A 20,397-nucleotide genomic window follows, 5' to 3' on the forward strand; every position below is an offset into this window, starting at 1 on the left:
AGTTTGTTGCTGAATGATGAATATCTGAACGGTTATTTTTGTGATCGGCGTTAAAGACAGGATGAAATGCTGATTCCTTACCCGAAAGGGTGAGGCATTCCCGCACTTTTTAATCGAAGAGACGCCACAATCACTGCGCCGTAAAAAAACTTTCCTCTACCAAAAAGCCGGGGGCAAAGAAATATCCCCCGGCAACGTCGTACAACCGATTTATGGCGTGCCAGCACTGTTGCCCAGGCTGCTATTCATGTTGTTCAGAATGTCGCCGTTGTCAGCGTCAATCTCCCAAGAGAACAACCCACCCAACTGCTTATCCAACACATACTTGCCCTTTGCCTGCACCGAGCGTGCATCGTCGAACGTGATCAAATCGCCCGTTGAAGGTTTGAACACGTAAGGCGCTTCGGCGGTGGCGTCGTAGCTGTACTGCCATTCACCGCTCATGTACTGATTGGCGATTTGGCGATAATCCACGATGCCATTTTCCCAGGTCCCTTTTACCGGACCGGTCGCGGTGCCAGTGAACGGAATGTTGTTCTGGTAGCCATTCACACCGGTCCAGCCACGGCCATACATGGCCGTACCCACGACGATTTTGCCCGGCTTCACACCCTGCGTCAGCAGCGCATTAACGCCATTCACCGTGGTATATGCCGTATCCGGTTTCCAGGATGGTGCTTTCAGTGCCGTCTGGTGGCCCAGGTTTTTCAGATCGAACGCGCCATAGAAGTCGTAGCTCATCAGGAAGATGTGGTCCATCGAGTTCTGTGCGGTGTTGTAATCTACCTTGTCGATCTTGTCCTTGCCGGCGCTGATGGCAGAGGTCAGTTCATACTTGCGACCGGTTTCTGCCGAAAGCTGGTCCAGCATGGCCCGCAGCTCTTTCATCAATTGCACATAGGTCGCCCCATCCTGCGCATTGCCCAGTTTCGGGTTAGCACCCTGTCCGCCCGGGAATTCCCAGTCGATATCCACACCGTCAAAGAACTTCCAGGTTTGCAGGAACTCCTTCACCGAGCCGACGAAACGATCGCGCTTCACCTTGTCGCCCATGAAGAAGAATGGGTCAGACAGTGTCCAGCCGCCGATCGATGGCAGGATTTTCAGGTCTGGACGCGCCTGCTTCAGCGCCATCAACTGACCAAAGTTCCCTTTGTAGGGGTCATCCCAGGCGGTAACGCCCTTTTGACCTTTCTGCAGCGCCGCGAACGGATCGTGGATCGACACTTTAAAGTCTTCACGGCCCTGGCAGGAACGCTGCAACGCCTGGAAACTGCCTTCGATCTCTTTCAGACTGTCGTTGATGCCATCACCGCCACAGATCGGGATAAACCCATACAGCAAATGCGTCAGGTTTTGCGCCGGCAATTTATCGACGGTGAAATTACGGCCGTAAACGCCCCATTCAACAAAATAAGAACCGACCACTTTCCCGGAGTCTTGCTTATAAGGCTTATTTTTTTCCAACAGCGGTTCTTTTAAGGGAGCCAAATGACTGCCGTCGGTATCGGCCACAACAATTTCGGTTGCGTCACTGGCGGTACAACCATCGGCATTGCATAAGGCTACCTGCATTTGATAACGGCCACCTTTATTCACCTTAAAGTTTGCCGTACCTGAAGCGCCGGTTGAGGCACCGCTCCAAACTTCTTTGCCATTTAATAAGACTTTTGCCGTAGTACCGGTATCGCCATTCCATAAATTCCATGAAACAGAAACATCAGCGGCATTTTTTACCTTCACCAGATTATTATAAGCCGTCGCAGCCTGATCGACCTCGACAATGGCGAACTTGGTATTGCCCCAGGCCAACGTCGGTTTGCCCGGTGCGGCGGCCTGGGCAGCAGAGCAGAGCGTGCTGCCGATCAACAGTGCCAACAGAGGTTTATTAAATTTGCGCATAACTGATTCCTTTATTCCGAGAGGATAAACGTAAACTATTTAATGACGGCCGCCCATTATCGGAGCAAAACAATCCCGCAATAATCCTGGCCGATTAAAGTAAATAAAAACGCATCTTTTCACGCAGCGGGAATTATCATTCTCGCGTTGTGCATTCAGACTATAGATAAAATAATCGTTAAAACAAGATGGCTATCAACCGGGTTTTATTAATCAGCGATGAATTTATTTAATAATGAATAACTGCTGCCAATAGGAATAAGGAATGTGAATTAATTACAGGGAAAGGACAACTATTTTTCACCCAACCAGTGTTGTCATCATTGACAACACCCGAAATGTGCGGTTATTTTAAACAACATGAAGGAGACGGAAGTGCCTTCTCGATTGATCTATCAGGACAAGATTCAGCTAACAAATAATGAATTCATACAGCTGGTTATTTGGCATGTCGAGCCACCCGTTCAGGGTAGTACTCATCACTATAAGTACAGGTTTGCCTATGTAAAAGAAGGCATTTGCCGTTTACGTTATGACAATGAGGCAGGTAAAGGCGATCACAAACATTTGGGCAATACAGAACAGCCGATTACGTTTACCCATCCCTTGGCATTGAAGCGAAGTTTCTTCAGTGAAGTGGCGCAACTAAGAGGAGAAAAGGAATGAATAGAGTCACCATCCGGGTAGCTTCTCTTGAGAATGTTCAACGCAATATGGAAGAGGCCCTACAGGGTAATAAACAGCAGCAGGGAAGCTACATCACATTTTTAGATTGGGAAAGTCTGTGGAAAACCCTATCGCCTAAGAAAATGCAAATCCTGCATACCATGACCGGCAGTGGCAAACTTTCTATTAGAGAAGTGGCGCGCCGCGTTAAACGGGATGTGAAAGCGGTGCATACCGATCTACAAGCTCTGTTAGGCTGCGGTATTGTAGATAAAAGCGAACGGGGTGTCATTTTCCCCTATGACGAAATCCATTTTGACTTCGTGGTCGGCAAAGCGGCCTGAAGGACAAATAACAGACGAAAAAAAACCTGCTTTTTAAAGCAGGTTTTCGAATGTGGTCGGCGAGAGAGGATTCGAACCTCCGACCCACTGGTCCCAAACCAGTTGCGCTACCAAGCTGCGCTACTCGCCGATGCGGGGCGCATCTTACTGCTGACGATAATACGCGTCAATCACTTTCTTGCCCCGGCCAATCAAGTGGTGATAAAAGCGGCATAAAGCGCAGTACAGAGCCCTGTACCGCGCTTTGACGTTACGCCTGCGCGGTTTTCAACGCCGGTGATTGGGCGCGCAAGAACGGCAGCAGGAACAGCGCTGACAAACAGGCGGCGATTGAGATCACCACGAAGAAACCGTTCCAGTGCCAAATTTCCATGATCCGGGCAATCGGATAACCGGACAACGCCGCACCCAGATAGGCAAACAGGCCAACAAAGCCGGTTGCCGCGCCAGCAGCGTCCTTGTGCGAACATTCCGCCGCCGCCATACCGATCAGCATCTGCGGGCCAAAGATGAAGAAGCCGATGGCAAAGAAGCAGGCAGCCTGCAGCAGGAAGGTCACACCCGGCATGAGCCACAACGCGGCGACTGACAGGAAGATACCGATAGCGAAAATCAGGTTCATTGGCCCACGGTTACCGCGGAACAGTTTGTCAGACCCCCAGCCCGCCACCAGCGAGCCAATAAAGCCGCCCACTTCAAACAGAGAGATGGCCGAGTTGGCGGTCATCAGCGAATAGCCTTTTTCCTGCGTCAGGTACAGATTACCCCAGTCGTTGATGGCGGTACGCACGATGTACACCAGGACGTAAGAGACCGCCAGCAGCCAGATGTATTTGTTGGTCAACACGTAACGCTTGACGATTTCCCGGTTGCTCAGCCCCTGGCCTTCCGATTCTTGCACCAGCTCCATGGCGTCGTTACGCCACTTACCGACGCTAGGCAACCCCATGGTGGACGGCTTGTCGCGTAGGCGCCAGCACATCAACAGCCCCAACACCACACCGATGATGCCCGGAATAATCATGCCGTAGCGCCAGCTGAAGTGCAGCGAGATAAAGCCGACCAGCAGGGGGATCAGTGCGCCACCAAAGTTGTGCGAGGTGTTCCAAATCGCCCACCAGCCGCCGCGCTCGGAGCGGGAGTACCAGCTGGTAAGAATTTTGGAGCATGGCGGCCAGCCCCAGCCCTGGAAGAAGGCGTTGAGGATCCACAGCGTACCCAGCATCAGCAACGAAGAGCTAAGTCCGAAGAAAATATTGAGTATGCCGGTCATGATCAGGCCCAATCCCATAAAATAACGCGGGTTGGAACGATCGCTGATCATGCCTGAGATAAATTTCGAACAGCCGTAGGTGATGTAAAACAGCGTGCCAAGGATGCCGACATCGGACATCGTCAGCCCAAGATCGCTCAGCATCGCCGGCATGATGAAGTTGAAGCTTTTGCGCGTAAAGTAAAACGCGGCATAACCGATGTACATCGTCCACATCAGTTGGATACGCCAGTATTTATAGCTGGCATCGATCTGTTTTTGATCGGTAACCGGCGGCACATCCTGGCGGCTTTTAAGGAAAGACCACATGTGAAACCTCAGAGAATAGGAAAAGTGCCGCTATCATGCTGCGCGCGCGCGTAAATGACGTACGCCGGATTCCCGACGCGGCTAAGAGTATTTCCTAGTTTTGCCCTTCTGCCGCTGAAACTGTGGGTAAGATCACATTCAAACAGGTGCCGCTCTCCGACGTCAGTCGCAGGCTGCCACCCAGTGCGCTGATACGCTCTTGCATACCGCGCAGACCATAGCCCGGCTCATGATTGGCCAAATCGATACCGATGCCGTTATCGCGAATGGTCAGCAAGATTTGCGGTGGTTGCCCTTTACGATGGCGAAGATGTGCATCCAGCTCAATGCGGCTGGCGGCGGCATGGCGGCAGACGTTAGTCACCCCCTCTTGGCAGACCCGATACAGGGTAATTTTCAGCGTTTCATCCAGCAACGCATCCGGTACCTGCCACTGCATCGTACTCACCAACGACGTATCTTGCGGCAACGACTCACGCAGCATTGCCGCGACCGCCGCCGACAGCGGCAGATTATTCAGCGCAGCGGGCCACAATTGCGTCAGTACGTCGTGGACGCCGTCATACACCCGCAGCGCCAACGTATCTATCGCCTCGGCACAGCCAATGACCTGCGGCTGCGGCGCCAGACGCTTGATAATACTGGCTTGGGTACGGATCACGGTGATAGTTTGCCCGACTTCGTCGTGTAGCTCCCGCGCAACCTCACGCCGAGTCTGCTCTTCCGCTGTCACCAACGCGCGTGCCAGTTGACGGTTCTCTGCCAAGCGCAAACGGAGTTGTTGATTTAGCTCTCGTTGGCGCTGTATCCCCGCGCCGAGCAGCAAACCGGTGAGACTCTGGGCCAATAGCGACAGCAACAGATCGCGATGCGATTCCGGTTGAGGCGGCTCGTTGGCCACCAGCACCACACCGTTGAGCAGCGTCGCCAGCAGCGCCCCCTGCCAGCCATAGCGATAGGACATAAAAACGATCGGGATGGCCAGACAAAACGGCGCGAATCGGCGCAGTTCGGCGGCGTTCACCTGCTGTTGCAGCCAGATACTGAGTGCGAACAACAGCAAATAGCTGGCCAGATGGCGCAGCCGCAAGGTCACAGGTTTATGGATCAGGCCCGGCTCGAGCGGTACCCAGATCTGCCGCGCCAGATAATGCCACAGCAACAGACAGGTCGGGGCAATAGTGAAACCGCCCGCCAACCCAAGCAACAGCGCACGGGCACCTTCACCGTTAACCACCTGCCACACCAACGCCTGCAGCAATGCGGCAGCCGCTACCACCGCCCCCTGCATCAGCGGCCATTGCCATTCGCTGTCACTTTGTTGATGCCGCAGCAACCAAGGGGAAGCCACCAGGCTGAGCAGTACCGTCAACACCAGTACCACGACCGAGGCCCACAGCGCCGGCCCGTAACCGAATTGATCCGCCAACAACACCATCAGCAGTAAGTCAGCCAGCAAAATACCCGGCCAGAAGCGGTAAGGGCTTTGCAGCAGAATGCCCATGCGCAGGCCAAACGGGAATAACAACAGCGCCTGCCACGGCGGATCGATTAGCGCCGTGCCGATACCCCACAGGCAAAATGCACTGGTGGCATAGATAAAAAACAGCGCCAGTTGGGTAATCAGGCGCTGCATCACAGGTTTAGCATCCGCTTCGCCAGTTCGACATTATTGTTAATGCCCAACTTGGCAAACAGATTGGCGCGGTGTACGTGTACCGTTTTCGGCGATAATCCCAACGCCGCAGCAATTTCCCGCACCTCTTGTCCCTGCGCCAGCAACAGCGCGATTTCACGTTCGCGACGCGTCAGGGGATCGACCTTGACTCGCGCCAACTGCTGGGCAATTTCAGGCATCAGGTATACGCCCCCACTGGCGACGGTGCGCACCGCGGTGATCAGGTCTTCTGGCTTACAGCGCTTGGACAAAAAACCACAGGCACCGCGTTCCAGGGCCATTTCCACCAGCGCCGGGTTATCATGCATCGACAGCATCACCACGCAAATACCGGAGGGAATATCCGCCAATAAATCCAGCCCGCTGCCGTCCGGCATCGAAATGTCACAAATGCAGATCTCCGCCTCCAAACCCGGCAAACCGGCACGTGCCTGCGTCGCGCTGCTGAATTCCCCGACCACTTGAATGTCCGCCTCCAGCGACAACAGTTGCACAAAGCCCGATCGCACAATGTCATGATCGTCAATAAACGCCACGCGCAAGGTCATGGAAATCTCCAGTTCGAGGGGGAAAGTGCCCAAGTATACCCTATAGCTTTCAAGTTGCAGCTAGGCGCACAGCTCGTTCATCCCCAGGTATTGTAGGGGCGCCGCATGCTGCGCCCGCATTAATCGGGGCGAATTTATTCGCCTCCTACAGTAACTGGGGTGAACGACAAATCTGTCGGGAATAGATTTGAACGCTGCAACGTGAAAGATGACGGGTATATACCGCAAGCCTGAGCCGGATTAATTGATGAAGGAAAGGTATTAACAGATTTTACCGGGCGCTGTGCGCGCCCGGTATTGTAGAGGTTACAGCGGTGTTGCCGGCGTTTTGTCCTGAGGAATATTACACCAGTTGTTTTTCGCCACGATGCCGCCGTTTGGCGAGGTGTAACCGAGGCAGCCGAGAATGGTATCGAACAGCTCGACATGGCGATGTGTCTTGCCAACACGCTGTTGAGCCTGCAATTGCTCAAATGCACTGCGATGCTGCGGGTCTTCCAGGAACTTGTCAGACGCCCACACCATCATTGGCACGCGGAACTGCTCCGGTGGGGCCATTTCACGCGGCGTGCCATGCAGGTGCGAGTTCTCGCCAATCGATTCACCGTGATCGGACGAATAGAACACAATCGCCTTCTTCTCCCGCACCTGATCAATCACGTTAGCGATAAAGCTGTCGGTATACAGTACCGAGTTATCGAAGGCGTTGATCAATTGATCCTTGGAACAGAAGTCATCGACGCCGATACACTCAGGCTGATAGCGCGCATAGCTACGTGGATAACGTTGGGAATAGAGATAATGTGAGCCTTTGGTGTGCAGGATCACCATGTGTTTGCCCTTTGGATAGCGGGCCAGCGACTCCTTCATTTCATCCACCAGCAACATATCGTCAACCGATTTACCGTCGTTACGTTTCTCGGAGGCAATCATCTCGCGGAACGAATAGTTGTTAACTTCGGTATTGTTGTAGAACCAAACCTCGCTCTGCATGGCGAACAACTCTGAAGTGAAACCCAGCTCCTTCAGTACCGCAAACACGTTTTGTTCTTTCAGGGTACGTTGCGGATTATCGGCCGCTCCACCTTCCCGCACGAACATACAGCGCAGAGAAAGCTTGGTGGCGGTATCACAGGACTCACCGCGGAACGCCGCCAGATTTTTCTCTTTGGACAGCCGTGGGGTGGTGTCACGATCGTAACCAAGAATACCCATGTGATCCCAACGCGTGGTTTCGCCAATGATAAACACGACATAGGTGTCATCAATATCGGCTGGCGGCACATAGGTAAAATTTTTGGCCGGGTCGAACAGCGTCGCCTGATCCTGGCTCTCGTCGTAACGGGTATAGGCAAACAACCCCAGCGCCGACAGCCAGTTGGATGGCAAATAGGAATGCGCCACGACGCCGCCGTAACTTGGCAGGTCTACATTGGTGATTTTTTCCTGAGCACTTTGTTCGTCGTCCAGCATACGCAGCGGTAGCCACACGAGTGCCACCACGGCCACCAGCACCACCAAGGGCTTCACTCGGTGCCCAGGCGTTTTTAGCTGTTCAATCAGCGTGTAACGCAGATTGTTTTTCCAAATACACAGCAGCGGCAATGCACTGAGCACCACCATCCACAATACAAAGTGCATCCCAACCACTTCTTTAGACAGATCGATATCCGTGGTCATCACCGAAACGACAATGCCGTAACCAATCACCACGTTAAAAAACGTCATGTAATAACTGGCCGCAACGGAGATCAGAACCAACAACGAAGCGGTGATGCGGTAGAACAGCCGGCCGCCAAGCGACACCAGCCGCATAATAAAGAAGGTGAATAGAACGATGGCGATAACCTCAGTTACCGCGGAAATAACCTTAATCCCCTGAATGCCGTGTGAAAACGAATCAAAGCGACGATAAAAAACGGAAAGGTTTAAAAATATGCCGATATAGATCGCTAACAATAACGATAAATTCTGCTGTGATAGCGATTTAACTTTGTTCATTTAACGCGGTGGCTCCGGGGACTGTAACAGTTCTGAATCAATCAGACATTGAATGTGGCCTCAGGTTCAGCCGCTCGGCAATAAGCGCTATTTTGGGGGTAATAATCAAGCGAACTCTCAAATGGCAGGCATTTTTTGCTGCTTTTTGTGAGACGAAACCGGCGTGGGCAAAACAAAAAATGGAGAGATTAAACCCTCCATTTTTTAATGGTATCGGTAAGAGACTTATTTAATGTTCAGCGTGACATCAATATTGCCGCGGGTAGCGTTGGAATAGGGGCAAACGACATGGGCTTTTTTCACCAGGTCTTCCGCCACACTGCGCTCGATACCCGGCAGAGTAATATCCAGTTGTACTTCGATACCGAACCCATTGGGGATTTCACCAATGCCAACGGTGCCGTCAATTTTGGCATCGGCCGGGATTTTCACTTTTTCTTTCGCCGCGACAAACTTCAGCGCACCCAGGAAGCAAGCCGAATAGCCGGCGGCAAACAGCTGTTCCGGGTTGGTGACGTCACCGCCTGCACCGCCCATTTCCTTCGGCACGCCCAGTTTGACATCCAACACGCCGTCGGATGAGGTCGCACGGCCATCGCGGCCACCGGTTGCTGTGGCATGAGCGCGGTAAACAACTTTTTCAATCGACATAAATCATTCCTTCTTTTGGGTTGGAGGCATGACATCGGATCCCATTGTCTGAATCCGGTCACAGGTATATCTTTTGCGATTAAATCGCACACTACTTATATTGACCACGTATTCTCAGTGTAGCGTAGGATTGTCGATCCTGCGTCTGGCACCGGTCGTCAAATCTGATTGATCAACTTGCCACGCAGCTTTTCCAGCTGCTGCTTGATATTCACGATTTCATCGAGGCTGCAATCGGTGGCACACATCACCGCTTCCGGCACCGCCTGCGCTTTCTCACGCAGCGCGCGCCCGGCATCGGTCAACGCGATGATCACCTGCCGCTCGTCGGCAGTGGCACGGTAACGCACCAACAGCCCTGAGCTCTCGAGCCGTTTCAGCAATGGCGTTAACGTTGCCGAATCGAGAAACAGCCGCTCGCCAATGTCCGTGACTCTGACTTCGTCCCGTTCCCACAGCACCAGCATCACCAAATATTGCGGATAGGTGAGCTCAAGCTGGCTCAGCAGTTTGCGATACACCTTGTGCAGCGCCAGATTGGCGGAGTACAGGGCAAAACACAGCTGCTGATCGAGCAGCAGCAGGTTTTTCGCAAGGGGTTGTTCGGCGTCTTTGATTTTCATATTGTGAATATAGGTAGCACACGATGTAATCGCAAGCTATTTTTAAACCCTGTGCTACGTTTTTAAAACAGAGGATGTCACAGCAAAGTGCTGTGTGGAGGGAATGGACATGACAAACACATTGGCAGAGCGTGCACGCCGTTACGCCACTAAAGCGCATGCGGCGATTGATCAGCGTCGAAAATATACTAATGACGCTTATATTGTTCACCCGCAGGCAGTGATGGAAATTGTCAGTAGCGTGCCGCACAGTGAAGAAATGCTGGCCGCGGCCTGGCTGCACGACACGGTAGAAGATACACCCACAACGCTCAGCGATATCGAAAGCCATTTTGGGCCGCAGGTCGCCGCCCTGGTTGCGATGCTGACCAACGTCAGCAGCACCGGCGGCGGTAACCGCTTCGAACGCAAAAATCGCGATCGACGCCACAGCGCCACGGCTTCTCCAGAGGCCAAAACCATCAAACTGGCAGATATGATCGACAACACCCGCTCACTGCTTGAATACGATAGCCATTTTGCACGGACTTACCTGATCGAAAAACAGCGGTTGCTGGACGTGCTGACCGAAGGCGATCCGACGCTGTGGAAGCAAGCACACCACATTGTCGAACAGGGGCTGCAAAAGCTGCAATTACCGCCGCATAACGTCCCGGCGAGCTGGTTCGAACATACGCGCCAGCGCTACCGGGAAAGTGACGCGGCGTAACCGTCAAAAAGTCACCACCGTTTTAAGCGCCGTCACCCAGGCATCTTGCGTTTCGTTGACGCCCGCCGGATGGTGCCAATATTGCACCCCCGGTTGTAACTGCAGCCACGGAGTGACGTTGAAGCGGTAATAGAGTTCCGCCGTCACTGAGTGCCCCGGTACCGGGTGATAGTTGGGATCGTTATAGTCGGTAGCCTTGTTGATCTGATTCAAATAGCGCTGGTTATCCTGATAATGGCTGCTCAGCTTGACCATCGATACGCCCAAGCCCAGCCAATCATCCGGGCGCGCATCAAACAGCCCGCGATAACGAATGCCGGTCGAAGTGGAGTAATGCATATAGTTGGAGCGCTGATCCGCCAGCCCCAGGCTGTAGAACAGGCTAAGACCGCGATTAGCGTCATCCGGGTGGCGCGTTACCTGCTGGTTAAAGCCGGTGTACAGGAACCAGGTGCGATCATGGCTGCGATAGCCGTTCGGATCGCTCGCCCCTGGGCCACCAGAGGCTCCCTCATACAAATCCTGCTGGCTGGCATTGGTAAATAACACGCCAATATTGTAGACCCCCGGCAACTGATTGACCGCGTTGGTTTTCAATTCCAGTTCCATCGGCAACAACACGCCCTTGCTGCCCTTGGTCGACCAACTCCAGGCATGGCTGCGGCTTGGGGCACTCGGGTTTTGCTCCAGCACACCGGTTTTAAAGGTCAGCCCATCGGTCAGTTTATATTGCAAGGTGGTGCCCCAGTAGTGGACGTTCCAGTTATACCAAGTCAATGAGTTGGCCGATTTGCCGCCGCACAGGGTCAACGTTTGGAAATCGCAGGGAATGATCTGATCGAAATCCTGCACCTTGTTCATCATGCCAATGCGCCATTGCAGCCGGCGATCGAGAAAACTGCGGCTAAAGGTCAGCCAACCCAACCGGGTGATCGACTGGCCGCCATAGCTTTCCTGCGACAGATCGGTCGGGTTGACGCGGGGATCCTGCAGGCGATCGCGTGTCAGGTTGTTATCATGGTTGCGGTTAACGATATTGCCTTCAATTACCGCATCCGGAATACCCGTCAGCGCCTGCAGATCCTGACTGAAGGTCAGCGAGAACTGATCGATATAAGAAGCCTGCTTGTCGTGGTTATATCCACCGCCGGCGTTATAAGAAAGCTGGCTGAGGTAACCCAGATTATAGTGAAAACCATGATCTTCCAGGATCGGCCTGATCCCTAACATATCCCCCAACAGCCCTGCCTGCGGCGGTTCAAAGCCAAGTGCGACACCTTGCCATTTGGCAGTGGGTGCCTCCACGTCTTTGGCTGACTGCAAGGTTTCGGCCTGTGCGCCGGCGCAGGCCAGCAATAACCCGGCGAGGGTAACAAAGTGAGGTAATGGGTATTTCATTATTATATTTCTCCAACATATTGATACCCGACGGATTTCGAATTTCAGCAAGGCGGCAAGCGTGGGAGTCCCCTGGAGCTTACTGAAGTAAGTGACAGGGGTGAGCACGCGTCGCCAACAATGCGGCGGTTTGAAATACGGGGGTAGCTGCGGGCAACAGCATTCCCTGGGGGTAATTCCCCAAACATTGGCAGCAGTAGATAAAGGTAATAACCCGGTGGTTGCCACCGGGGGATGGATAAAACTTAGGCTTTGTCTTTCAGGCTGTTACCGTTGCTTTGGATCACATCACGATACCAGTAGAAACTCTTTTTGCGGCGGCGTTCCAGGCTGCCGTTACCGGCATCGTCGCGGTCGACATAAATAAAGCCGTAGCGCTTGGACATTTCGGCTTTCGAGGCACTGACCAGATCGATCGGCCCCCAACTGGTGTAGCCCATCACTTCTACGCCGTCGTCGATCGCTTCCGCCACCTGTACCAGATGGTCGTTAAGATAATTGATACGGTAGTCATCGTTGATGCTGCCATCAGCTTCAATGCGGTCCTTCGCCCCCAGTCCGTTTTCCACGATAAACAGCGGTTTTTGGTAGCGGTCATACAACACATTCAGCAAATAGCGCAGACCAACGGGATCGATCTGCCAACCCCATTCTGAACTGGCTAAGTGCGGATTCGGCACCATATTGAGAATGTTGGCGCGGGCGGCGTTGTTTTGCTGTTCGTCGGTAGTGACGCAGCCGCTCATGTAATAGCTGAAGGAGATAAAGTCGATGGTTTCGCGCAGCGCGTGGCGGTCTTCGGCGGTGATCTCGACCTGAATGCCGTTTTCGCGGAAATAACGCCGCATATAGGCCGGATAATCGCCGCGTGCCTGTACGTCGCCAAAGAACAACCAGTCACGGTTTTGGCGCTGGGTTTCCAGCACATCCTCCGGTCTGCAGCTCAGAGGATAGACAATGCCGCCCAGCAACATATTGCCAATTTGGCCGCCCGGCACAATGTCATGGCAGGCTTTTACCGCTTTTGCGCTGGCCACTAACTGGTGGTGGATCGCCTGATAAATCTCGCTCTTGCTGCTGTCTTCCTTCAGCCCGACACCGGTAAAGGGCGCGTGCAACGACATATTGATCTCGTTAAAGGTCAACCAATGCTTGACCTTATGCTTATAGCGTTCGAACACAGTGCGCGCGTAGTGCTCGAAAAATCCGATGGTCTTGCGGTTACCCCACCCGCCGTAGTTCTTCACCAAGCCATCCGGCATTTCGTAGTGTGACAGGGTGATCAATGGCTGAATGCCGTACTTTGCCATTTCATCGAACAGCCGGTCATAGAACGCCAAGCCGGCTTCATTCGGGACATCCTCATCGCCCTGCGGGAAAATACGCGTCCAGGCGATAGAGGTGCGCAGGCACTTAAAGCCCATTTCAGCGAACAGCGCGATATCCTGGGGATAACGATGATAAAAATCGATCGCCACGTCCTTGATACCGCTGTCGCCCTCGACCCGCGGTGTTATCGCGCCGAAGATGCCGTGCGGCTGCAAATCAGAGGTCGACAGCCCTTTGCCGTCGGTCTGATAGGCTCCTTCCACCTGATTGGCCGCGACCGCACCGCCCCACAGAAAATGGTCTGGGAATTTGCTGCTCATCGTTTTCTCCTCGGTTAACGTAATAAAGTCAGCAGTGGCGCCTGTTCCTGCACCCTGCTCTCGCCGCTGGCCAAGACCTCGACGTAGTCATCGCTGTTGCTGATGATGATCGGTGTCGTCGTGTCGAAGCCGGCGGCATGGATCGCCGCCTGGTCAAACTCAATCAGTAGATCGCCTGGTTGCACCCGGTCCCCCTCGTGCACATGAGCGCTGAAATGCAGACCGTCGAGCTTGACCGTATCTATGCCGACGTGGATTAAAATCTCCGCGCCATCGTCCGACTCAATGCCGATGGCGTGCCGGGTTTTAAACAATGAGGCCACACGCCCGGCGACCGGCGACACCACCCGGCCTTGCTGCGGGGCAATCGCTACCCCCTTGCCCAACAGACCGCTGGCAAAAGTGGCATCATTGACCTGTTCCAGCGGCATCACGTCACCGGCAATCGGGCTAACAACGCACTCTTTGCGGTTAAGGGGGGCAGGAGGTGTCGGTTCCTCGTGAGTTTCGGCAGGTGCAACACCGAACAGATAGCTGGCCACCGCCGCGAAACAAAACGACAGTAAACTACCGGCGATTGCGCCCCACACCGTGGCGTCAAAGCCAGCGGAAGGAATGATCTGCGCAAAGGTGAAGATGTTCACCAGGCCAAAGGAGTAGGTAGCGGTATGGAAATAACCGATCACCGCCCCACCAAGCGCACCGCCAATACAACCAAAGATAAACGGCCGTTTGTTCGGCAAGGTCACGCCGTACACCGCCGGCTCGGTGATACCAAAGATCCCGGCGCCAATCGCGGAACCTGCCAACGCCCGCAATTTGGCATCACGGGTACGCAACATCACACCCAGCGTCGCCCCAACTTGCCCCATCACGGCCGGCAACAGCAGCGGTACCATGGTGTCGCGGCCAAACACGCTCAGGTTATTGATCATCAACGGCACCAGCCCCCAATGCAGACCGAAGATCACGCACACCTGCCACATCGCTCCCATAAAGGCGCCTGCAATGATGGGATTGAACGCGTAGATGCCCTGATAACCGTTGGCCAACAGGTGGCTAAGCCAGGTCGCCGCGGGGCCAATCAGCAGGAATGTCAGCGGAACGGTAATCACCAGGCACAACAAGGGCGTGACAAAATTGCGCAACGCACTGTGGATCACCCGGTTAAACAGCGGCTCCAACCGGCATGAAACCCAGGCAGCGAAAATAATCGGAATCACCGACGAGCTGTAGTTGATAAAGGTCAGCGGAATGCCGAAGAAATATTCACGCACCGCGTCAGGCTGCTGTGCGGCATTGAATGCCGCCATCATCAGCGGATGGGTCAATGCACCGCCGATTGCCATGGTAATAAAGGGATTACCGCCGAACTTTTTACCGGCGGTATAACCCAGCATAATCGGCAGGAAATAGAACAGGGCATCGCTGGCGGCAAACAACATTTTATAGGTACCGCTGCTCTCCAGCAGCCAGCCACAAGCCAGACTCAACGCCAGGAAACCTTTCAGGATCCCCGAAGCCGCCATCACCCCCAACAGCGGTGTAAAAATGCCGGACACCACGTCAATGAATCGGCTGAACAGGTTTTCCTTTTTTCCGTCATCATCCGCCGGCACGCCATCACCCAAGCTACCGACCTGATTGACCGCGTTATAAACTTCCGCAACGTGATTACCCACAACCACCTGAAACTGCCCGCCACTTTCCACCACCATGATCACACCGGGATTTTTTTTCAGCGCAGCGGCATCGGCACGCTGGTTGTCGCGCAGTTTGAACCGCAGGCGGGTAGCACAGTGCACCAAACTTCTCACGTTGTCGCGGCCACCGACGCCGGCCAAAATCTCACGGGCTAATGTTTCATATTTCATCGCGTTACCCTTAAAATCCACGTTCTGCCGACCTCCGTAGCGCGATGGCCCATCGCCGTTACGGAATTCAGCGCAAAAAAAAACCTAAACCTCATGGTCTCTGCGCCCAGACGGGAACAGAAACACGAGGTTTAGGTTTTGCCTGCCGAAGCAGTGACAACCCTAAATCGGTTGAGCTAAGACGTTAACACTCCCTATTTTGCTGGAGCAAGACCCTACGGCGCCAAATTATTGAACTGTGACCCAGCAGACAAAACCACGTCAGTGGGCGAAATAGTGCATACCGCCGTCTACCGGGATAACCGCACCCGTGATATATCGCGCGAGCGGGGAACACAGAAACGCCGCCAGATTGGCCACATCTTCCGGCTCGCCAAAGTAACCGATCGGGATGTTCTGAGCGATAAACGCCAGGCGTGCCGCCTCGGTCGGGTGCAGCTTTTCACGTACCTGTTCGCTGTTAATCCGCCCGGGTTGCAGCGTATTGACGGTAATGCCTTGTGCCGCCACTTCCCCCGCTAACCCTTTGGCCCACAAATGTATTGCCCCCTTGGCAGCCGTCGCAGCATTCAGACTGCGTGGTTCCATCGAGCCGCTGATGTTGATGACCCGCCCCCATCCCTGCGCCTGCATGCCGGGCAACAGTGCGTGAGTCACCCGACGCGCCGGCGTGAAGTTCAGGGCAAACGCCTCTTCCCAACCCGCATCGCCTTCACTCAATGCGGTCGGGCGGGCACCGCCGACGGCATTAATCACAATATCAATGGTTCCAAATCGGCCCATAGCTTGCGCAAGCATGCGGTCGAGCGCTCCCGCATCGGTAATATCCGCCGCAATCACCCAGGGCCGTACGCCACCCGCTTGTTCTACCTCATCAGCCAGAGCCAGTAAGCGCTCTTCACGGCGGGCGGTCGCCACCACGGATACCCCCTGCGCAGCCAGCACCCGGACCATACCCGCACCGATCCCCTCACTCGCACCGGTCACCAGCGCGATACGCCCCTTCAGCCGCAAATACATAAGATTACCTTATTGAATAATTCAATCTGGTTACAACGATAATGCCATTGAATCACACCCCACTCTGTGTGAATATTCCATAAATTTGCAACGATACTGTGCAGGAATTCACTGATGTTCGACTGGCAGGATTTAAAACACTTTGTGGTGTTGGCACGCACCGGCTCATTGTCGGCAGCGGCGCGGGAGTTGGGCTGCGATCACGCGACGGTTGGCCGGAGAGTGGCGGCACTGGAGAAATCGCTTGGGCTACGGCTGATTCACCGCCTGCCGCGCAGCACGCCGTTGACCGAGGACGGAAAAATGATTGCCGGGCTGGCAGCCGACGTTGAAAATCAAAGCCATGCCATTGTGCGTCATGCACGCAGCGCCGGGGACACACCGCAAACCCAGGTGCGCATCAGTGCCCCGCCGTCGGTCGCCGCCCGGGTTATCGCTCCGCATATTGCGCAATTTCATCAGGCTTTTCCGCATATTACGTTGGTGCTCTCTGGCGAGTCGGCGATCGCCGAACTGGATCGCGGCGACGCCGAAGTGGCAGTGCGCATGGTGCGGCCACAGCAGCCGGATCTGTTGATAAAACGCATCGGCATCATGCGCTACGCGCTGTACGCCACGCGGCAGCACGCCGCCTTACCAGAGGCCGCCCGGGCTTTTATCGCCTACGACCATCACTACCAACACCAGCCCCATCAACAATGGCTGCAGCAGCTGTTGCAGGGTCGCCCGGTAGTCTTTGAAGCCAGCGATCTTTTCTCTCTGCAAGAAGCCGCACGTTCGGGGCTAGGGGCCGTAGTATTGCCGACGTTTGTTGCCGATAGCGACTCAGAACTCGTGACACTGCCCACGTCAATTGCCGCGCCAACACGCGAGCTATGGCTGGTCACTTATCCCGATCTGGCGCGCTCCCCAGCCATTCGCGCAGTGATGACGTTCCTGACTGAAATCATCGAAAAAAAATGTCCGCCCACGCCATAAAGCATCAGAGATGCTAATTGAATGCTGGACAAAACTCACGCAGGGGATTATTACTGATCGCGGCATAATGGACTTTAGGACTGGCTGAGATCATGACTTTACGTACAGAGTTTGGACGAATTTTGATTACCGGCGCAGGTGGCCGGGTCGCGACGGCATTCCGTCAATCGGTAGGAAATCGCTATCAGCTGCGGCTGGCGGAAAAAGAGCTCGGTCTGCTGACCGATCTGCAACCGGGCGATGAGGTGATCAGTTTCGACATTGCCGATATCGCAGCCTGCCGTGAGGCCTGCGCCAATATCGATACGGTGCTGCACCTGGCGGCCGATCCCTCGCCCGATGCGGACTTTTGTCACTCGCTGATGGATAACAATATCCTCGGCACCTTCAATATTTTTCGGGCAGCCAAAGACGCAGGCTGCAAACGCGTGGTCTTCGCCAGCAGTGCACAAGCGGTGGAAGGTTACGCGCTGGATTACCAAATTCGGCCACAAGATGCCCCCAAACCGAAAAACCTCTACGGGGTAAGCAAAGCATTCGGCGAAGGTATCGCCGCCTATTTTGCCCATCAAGAGGGGCTGTCTGCCTTGTCGGTACGCATCGCCAATTTCACCACGCTAGAATATGGCGAACAGCTCAGTGCTCGTGATATGAGCGCTTTCCTGAGCCACCGCGACGCGGCCGATCTGCTGGAACGTTGCCTGCGTATCGAAGGTGTACACCATGCCGTGGTGCACGGCGTTTCCAACAACCGCTATAAGCGGCTGTCGCTGGAGGAAACCAGCCGCTTGCTCGGCTACTACCCGCAGGATGATGCGTTCAGCATTCTCGGTTTTGCCTAAAGCTTGTTATCAATCCGCTGGAGCACGTAAGGGAAAAATGGGTTGGAGGCAATGCGCATCAGCGAGTCGAGATCGACCACCAACACCGACCGTTCGCCGCGCGCGGCGATGGTGCCAAGGCTGATGCCGAACTCATCGCGCTGCTCGGGGAACCGGCCATACAGTGAATCACTCACCGGGAAGGGCAACGCCACGTGCGACAACGAATAAATATCCGTCGGGTAGGTCATACCTAGCGGTAGATCGCTTTCGGTGGTCGCTCCAGCCGGTGTAACACGGGCGATCGCCTCACTGCTTTCTGGTGAGACATTAGCGATCACCGTGGTCTGGTAACGACGTGGCGGTGGTGGCAGCAGCTGACTGACCGCAGCCGCCGCATTTGGCCGCAGCAGTGGTCCAAAGTTTACCGTACGATTAACGTCAAATAGCACCAGTTCGCTGCCGTTAGCCGGTAGTTCGTTATATAACGCCCGGATCACCGCCCGGGTGCTCACGGTGGAGTCCATCACAGACTGGAAGGTCAGCACAGGGGCTAATTTCTCCAGTTTTCCGTCGCGTGCCGCCAGGGCAATTTGCTGTTGCAGCCCGTTACTGAGCAGATAAGACTGGCGTGCACCATTGACTGGGAATGAATTGTATTTAAAGGGATTAAACTCCGGCAGCACACCGAGCCACGCCGCTTTGGCAAAGGCAGGGAACACGGCAGGCCAGCCGGCAATGCCAGCGAAACGAGCAAAACTGGTGACGCCGATCATCGGTGAAATCAACACCAACCGCTGCGGCGCCGCCAACTGCGGATCATCCAGTGCATCCAACGCATACTTCATCGCCAGCGCCCCGCCGTTGGAAAAGCCTACGATATGCAACGGTTTATCACCACCGGCCTTACTCCGCGCCTCACGCACGGCCAATCGCGTCGCCGCCAACCAGTCGCGCCATTCAATATTGGTCAATGCGCCCGGCACCGTGCCGTGTGCCGGCAGACGAATACCGACCGCCACATAACCGTGTTGCCGATAGTTCTCAGCAATGTGCCGCAGGCTGTAAGGGGAATCGGTCAAGCCGTGCAGCAACACCACAGCGCCACGTGGCTCGCCTTGCGGCATCAGTTCGTAAGAACGGTTCCAGTCCCGGACAAAGTGCTCCGGATACACCGGGCTGCCATCAAAATAGCGGTTAAGGGGGATACGTTCGCTGGCGGAGAGTTTGTCCGTGACGTTAGCCTTCACGTCATCAAATACCCGGCTTTCGGCAGCCAGATAACCCTGCCAATTGGTCTTATCCATCTCGGCGGCAGACAGCTCATGCGGCACAAAAGTATGCCACGGCTCCAGCGCCGGACCGCTTTGGGTGTCGTAAATACGTACCGCAAACAGTGTGAGTAACACGGTAACAACCACGATTGTCAGCCGTTTAGTCCATTTGATTATCGCCCTGGAAGGCATACCCACTCCTGAATTCACGGTTATCCTGCAGCGATTATAGGTGCTAAATGCCATCAGCGGCAGCAGTCGCTCGCACTTTCCAAAACCGGTTGGAACCAGCAGGCCGGGCGAATAACACTATTCACAGCAAGCCACTATCCGTAGTAAGTGTGTTTTTCCTTGGTCCAGTTGGTTTTGGCACCATTCCACCATTGCAAATGTACGTGATGAAGAAAGCTGTCGGCGCGCCAATTCTGGCCTCTGCGGCCAATATCTCAGCGTGCAATCTGGGTGCCTCTGGCGGTGTTTGGCTTGGGGGGATCGCTATTAATGCTGGTTATGGTTTTACTTCACCCAACTGGGTGGGCGCCATCACAACCAGCCTTGGTCTGCTAATCGCTGTCTATGCGTTACGGTGAAAACAGGATCTGCCGTTGGAAAATCACGGCTGAATCCCTGGATAAAGGGGGGGCCATGAGCGCCCCCTCTTTCGACACATAGTTGATGT

The 20,397-nt window shown here is 54.5% G+C and carries 18 protein-coding genes and 1 tRNA gene; 6 read left to right on the forward strand and 13 right to left on the reverse strand.

The features are described from left to right. Window positions 1–210: 210 nt before the first annotated feature. Window positions 211–1,902, reverse strand: a complete 1,692-nt coding sequence (locus JOE25_RS19040) for a glycosyl hydrolase family 18 protein (RefSeq protein ID WP_209637887.1) — start codon at window positions 1,900–1,902, stop codon at window positions 211–213. 375 nt (window positions 1,903–2,277) lie between these two features. On the opposite strand from JOE25_RS19040, the gene JOE25_RS19045 reads away from it, so the two are divergent. Further along, window positions 2,278–2,568 (forward strand): DUF6516 family protein, encoded by a 291-nt coding sequence (locus JOE25_RS19045; protein WP_209637889.1) that lies wholly within the window; start codon window positions 2,278–2,280, stop codon window positions 2,566–2,568. After that, a complete protein-coding gene (locus JOE25_RS19050; protein WP_209637891.1) occupies window positions 2,565–2,912 on the forward strand; it encodes a glycosyl transferase family 1 in 348 nt (115 codons plus the stop codon). Before JOE25_RS19045 ends, JOE25_RS19050 begins: the two co-directional genes overlap by 4 nt. Window positions 2,913–2,965: 53 nt before the next feature. Here the strand turns inward: JOE25_RS19050 and JOE25_RS19055 are convergent. From JOE25_RS19055 to JOE25_RS19085, 7 genes are all read right to left on the reverse strand, one after another. After that, window positions 2,966–3,042: transfer RNA gene (locus tag JOE25_RS19055), tRNA-Pro, on the reverse strand. 120 nt (window positions 3,043–3,162) lie between these two features. Continuing rightward, window positions 3,163–4,494: an MFS transporter gene (locus tag JOE25_RS19060; protein WP_209637893.1), complete on the reverse strand. Its 1,332-nt coding sequence runs from the start codon at window positions 4,492–4,494 to the stop codon at window positions 3,163–3,165. A 94-nt stretch (window positions 4,495–4,588) separates the two neighbouring features. Then, on the reverse strand, window positions 4,589–6,130 hold the full coding sequence (uhpB, locus tag JOE25_RS19065) for a signal transduction histidine-protein kinase/phosphatase UhpB (RefSeq protein WP_209638128.1): 1,542 nt from the start codon (window positions 6,128–6,130) through the stop codon (window positions 4,589–4,591). Further along, on the reverse strand, window positions 6,130–6,720 hold the full coding sequence (gene uhpA / locus JOE25_RS19070) for a transcriptional regulator UhpA (RefSeq protein ID WP_209637896.1): 591 nt from the start codon (window positions 6,718–6,720) through the stop codon (window positions 6,130–6,132). The genes uhpB and uhpA overlap by 1 nt, the downstream gene beginning before the upstream one ends. A 306-nt stretch (window positions 6,721–7,026) precedes the next feature. After that, window positions 7,027–8,721 (reverse strand): kdo(2)-lipid A phosphoethanolamine 7''-transferase, encoded by a 1,695-nt coding sequence (gene eptB / locus JOE25_RS19075; RefSeq protein WP_209637898.1) that lies wholly within the window; start codon window positions 8,719–8,721, stop codon window positions 7,027–7,029. 225 nt (window positions 8,722–8,946) lie between these two features. After that, the gene (locus JOE25_RS19080; protein ID WP_209637900.1) at window positions 8,947–9,372 is read right to left on the reverse strand and encodes an organic hydroperoxide resistance protein; all 426 of its coding nucleotides are present in this window, start codon (window positions 9,370–9,372) and stop codon (window positions 8,947–8,949) included. A 158-nt stretch (window positions 9,373–9,530) separates the two neighbouring features. After that, window positions 9,531–9,995 carry a MarR family transcriptional regulator gene (locus tag JOE25_RS19085; protein ID WP_209637902.1) on the reverse strand — a complete coding sequence of 155 codons (465 nt, stop codon included), beginning with the start codon at window positions 9,993–9,995 and terminating at the stop codon, window positions 9,531–9,533. A 109-nt stretch (window positions 9,996–10,104) separates the two neighbouring features. Between JOE25_RS19085 and JOE25_RS19090 the strand changes: the two genes are divergently transcribed. Further along, entirely contained in the window at window positions 10,105–10,704 is a 600-nt protein-coding gene (locus tag JOE25_RS19090) for an HD domain-containing protein (RefSeq protein WP_209637904.1), read from the forward strand. Window positions 10,705–10,707: 3 nt separating this feature from the next. Here JOE25_RS19090 and JOE25_RS19095 read toward each other — a convergent pair whose 3' ends face one another. From JOE25_RS19095 to JOE25_RS19110, 4 genes are all read right to left on the reverse strand, one after another. Further along, on the reverse strand, window positions 10,708–12,102 hold the full coding sequence (locus JOE25_RS19095; RefSeq protein WP_209637906.1) for a carbohydrate porin: 1,395 nt from the start codon (window positions 12,100–12,102) through the stop codon (window positions 10,708–10,710). 245 nt (window positions 12,103–12,347) lie between these two features. Continuing rightward, window positions 12,348–13,751: a 6-phospho-beta-glucosidase gene (gene ascB, locus JOE25_RS19100; protein ID WP_209637908.1), complete on the reverse strand. Its 1,404-nt coding sequence runs from the start codon at window positions 13,749–13,751 to the stop codon at window positions 12,348–12,350. 14 nt (window positions 13,752–13,765) lie between these two features. Then, window positions 13,766–15,625, reverse strand: a complete 1,860-nt coding sequence (gene bglF / locus JOE25_RS19105; protein WP_209637910.1) for a PTS beta-glucoside transporter subunit IIABC — start codon at window positions 15,623–15,625, stop codon at window positions 13,766–13,768. Window positions 15,626–15,886: 261 nt separating this feature from the next. After that, window positions 15,887–16,645, reverse strand: a complete 759-nt coding sequence (locus JOE25_RS19110) for an SDR family oxidoreductase (protein ID WP_209637912.1) — start codon at window positions 16,643–16,645, stop codon at window positions 15,887–15,889. A gap of 114 nt (window positions 16,646–16,759) precedes the next feature. On the opposite strand from JOE25_RS19110, the gene JOE25_RS19115 reads away from it, so the two are divergent. Both JOE25_RS19115 and JOE25_RS19120 read left to right on the forward strand, forming a co-directional pair. Beyond that, window positions 16,760–17,623: a LysR family transcriptional regulator gene (locus JOE25_RS19115; RefSeq protein WP_209637914.1), complete on the forward strand. Its 864-nt coding sequence runs from the start codon at window positions 16,760–16,762 to the stop codon at window positions 17,621–17,623. A gap of 92 nt (window positions 17,624–17,715) precedes the next feature. Next, window positions 17,716–18,465, forward strand: coding sequence for an NAD(P)-dependent oxidoreductase (locus JOE25_RS19120; RefSeq protein WP_209637916.1), 750 nt, complete (start codon window positions 17,716–17,718; stop codon window positions 18,463–18,465). On the opposite strand, the gene JOE25_RS19125 is transcribed toward JOE25_RS19120, so the two are convergent. Beyond that, window positions 18,462–19,910 carry an alpha/beta hydrolase gene (locus tag JOE25_RS19125; RefSeq protein WP_209637918.1) on the reverse strand — a complete coding sequence of 483 codons (1,449 nt, stop codon included), beginning with the start codon at window positions 19,908–19,910 and terminating at the stop codon, window positions 18,462–18,464. The genes JOE25_RS19120 and JOE25_RS19125 overlap by 4 nt on opposite strands. Before the next feature lie 47 nt (window positions 19,911–19,957). Here JOE25_RS19125 and JOE25_RS19130 point away from each other — a divergent pair, with 47 nt between their 5' ends. Further along, window positions 19,958–20,308: a hypothetical protein gene (locus JOE25_RS19130; RefSeq protein WP_245210005.1), complete on the forward strand. Its 351-nt coding sequence runs from the start codon at window positions 19,958–19,960 to the stop codon at window positions 20,306–20,308. The last annotated feature ends 89 nt before the right edge of the window (window positions 20,309–20,397 follow it).

Source organism: Serratia sp. PL17, assembly GCF_017832355.1.
Taxonomy (GTDB): Bacteria; Pseudomonadota; Gammaproteobacteria; order Enterobacterales; family Enterobacteriaceae; genus Serratia.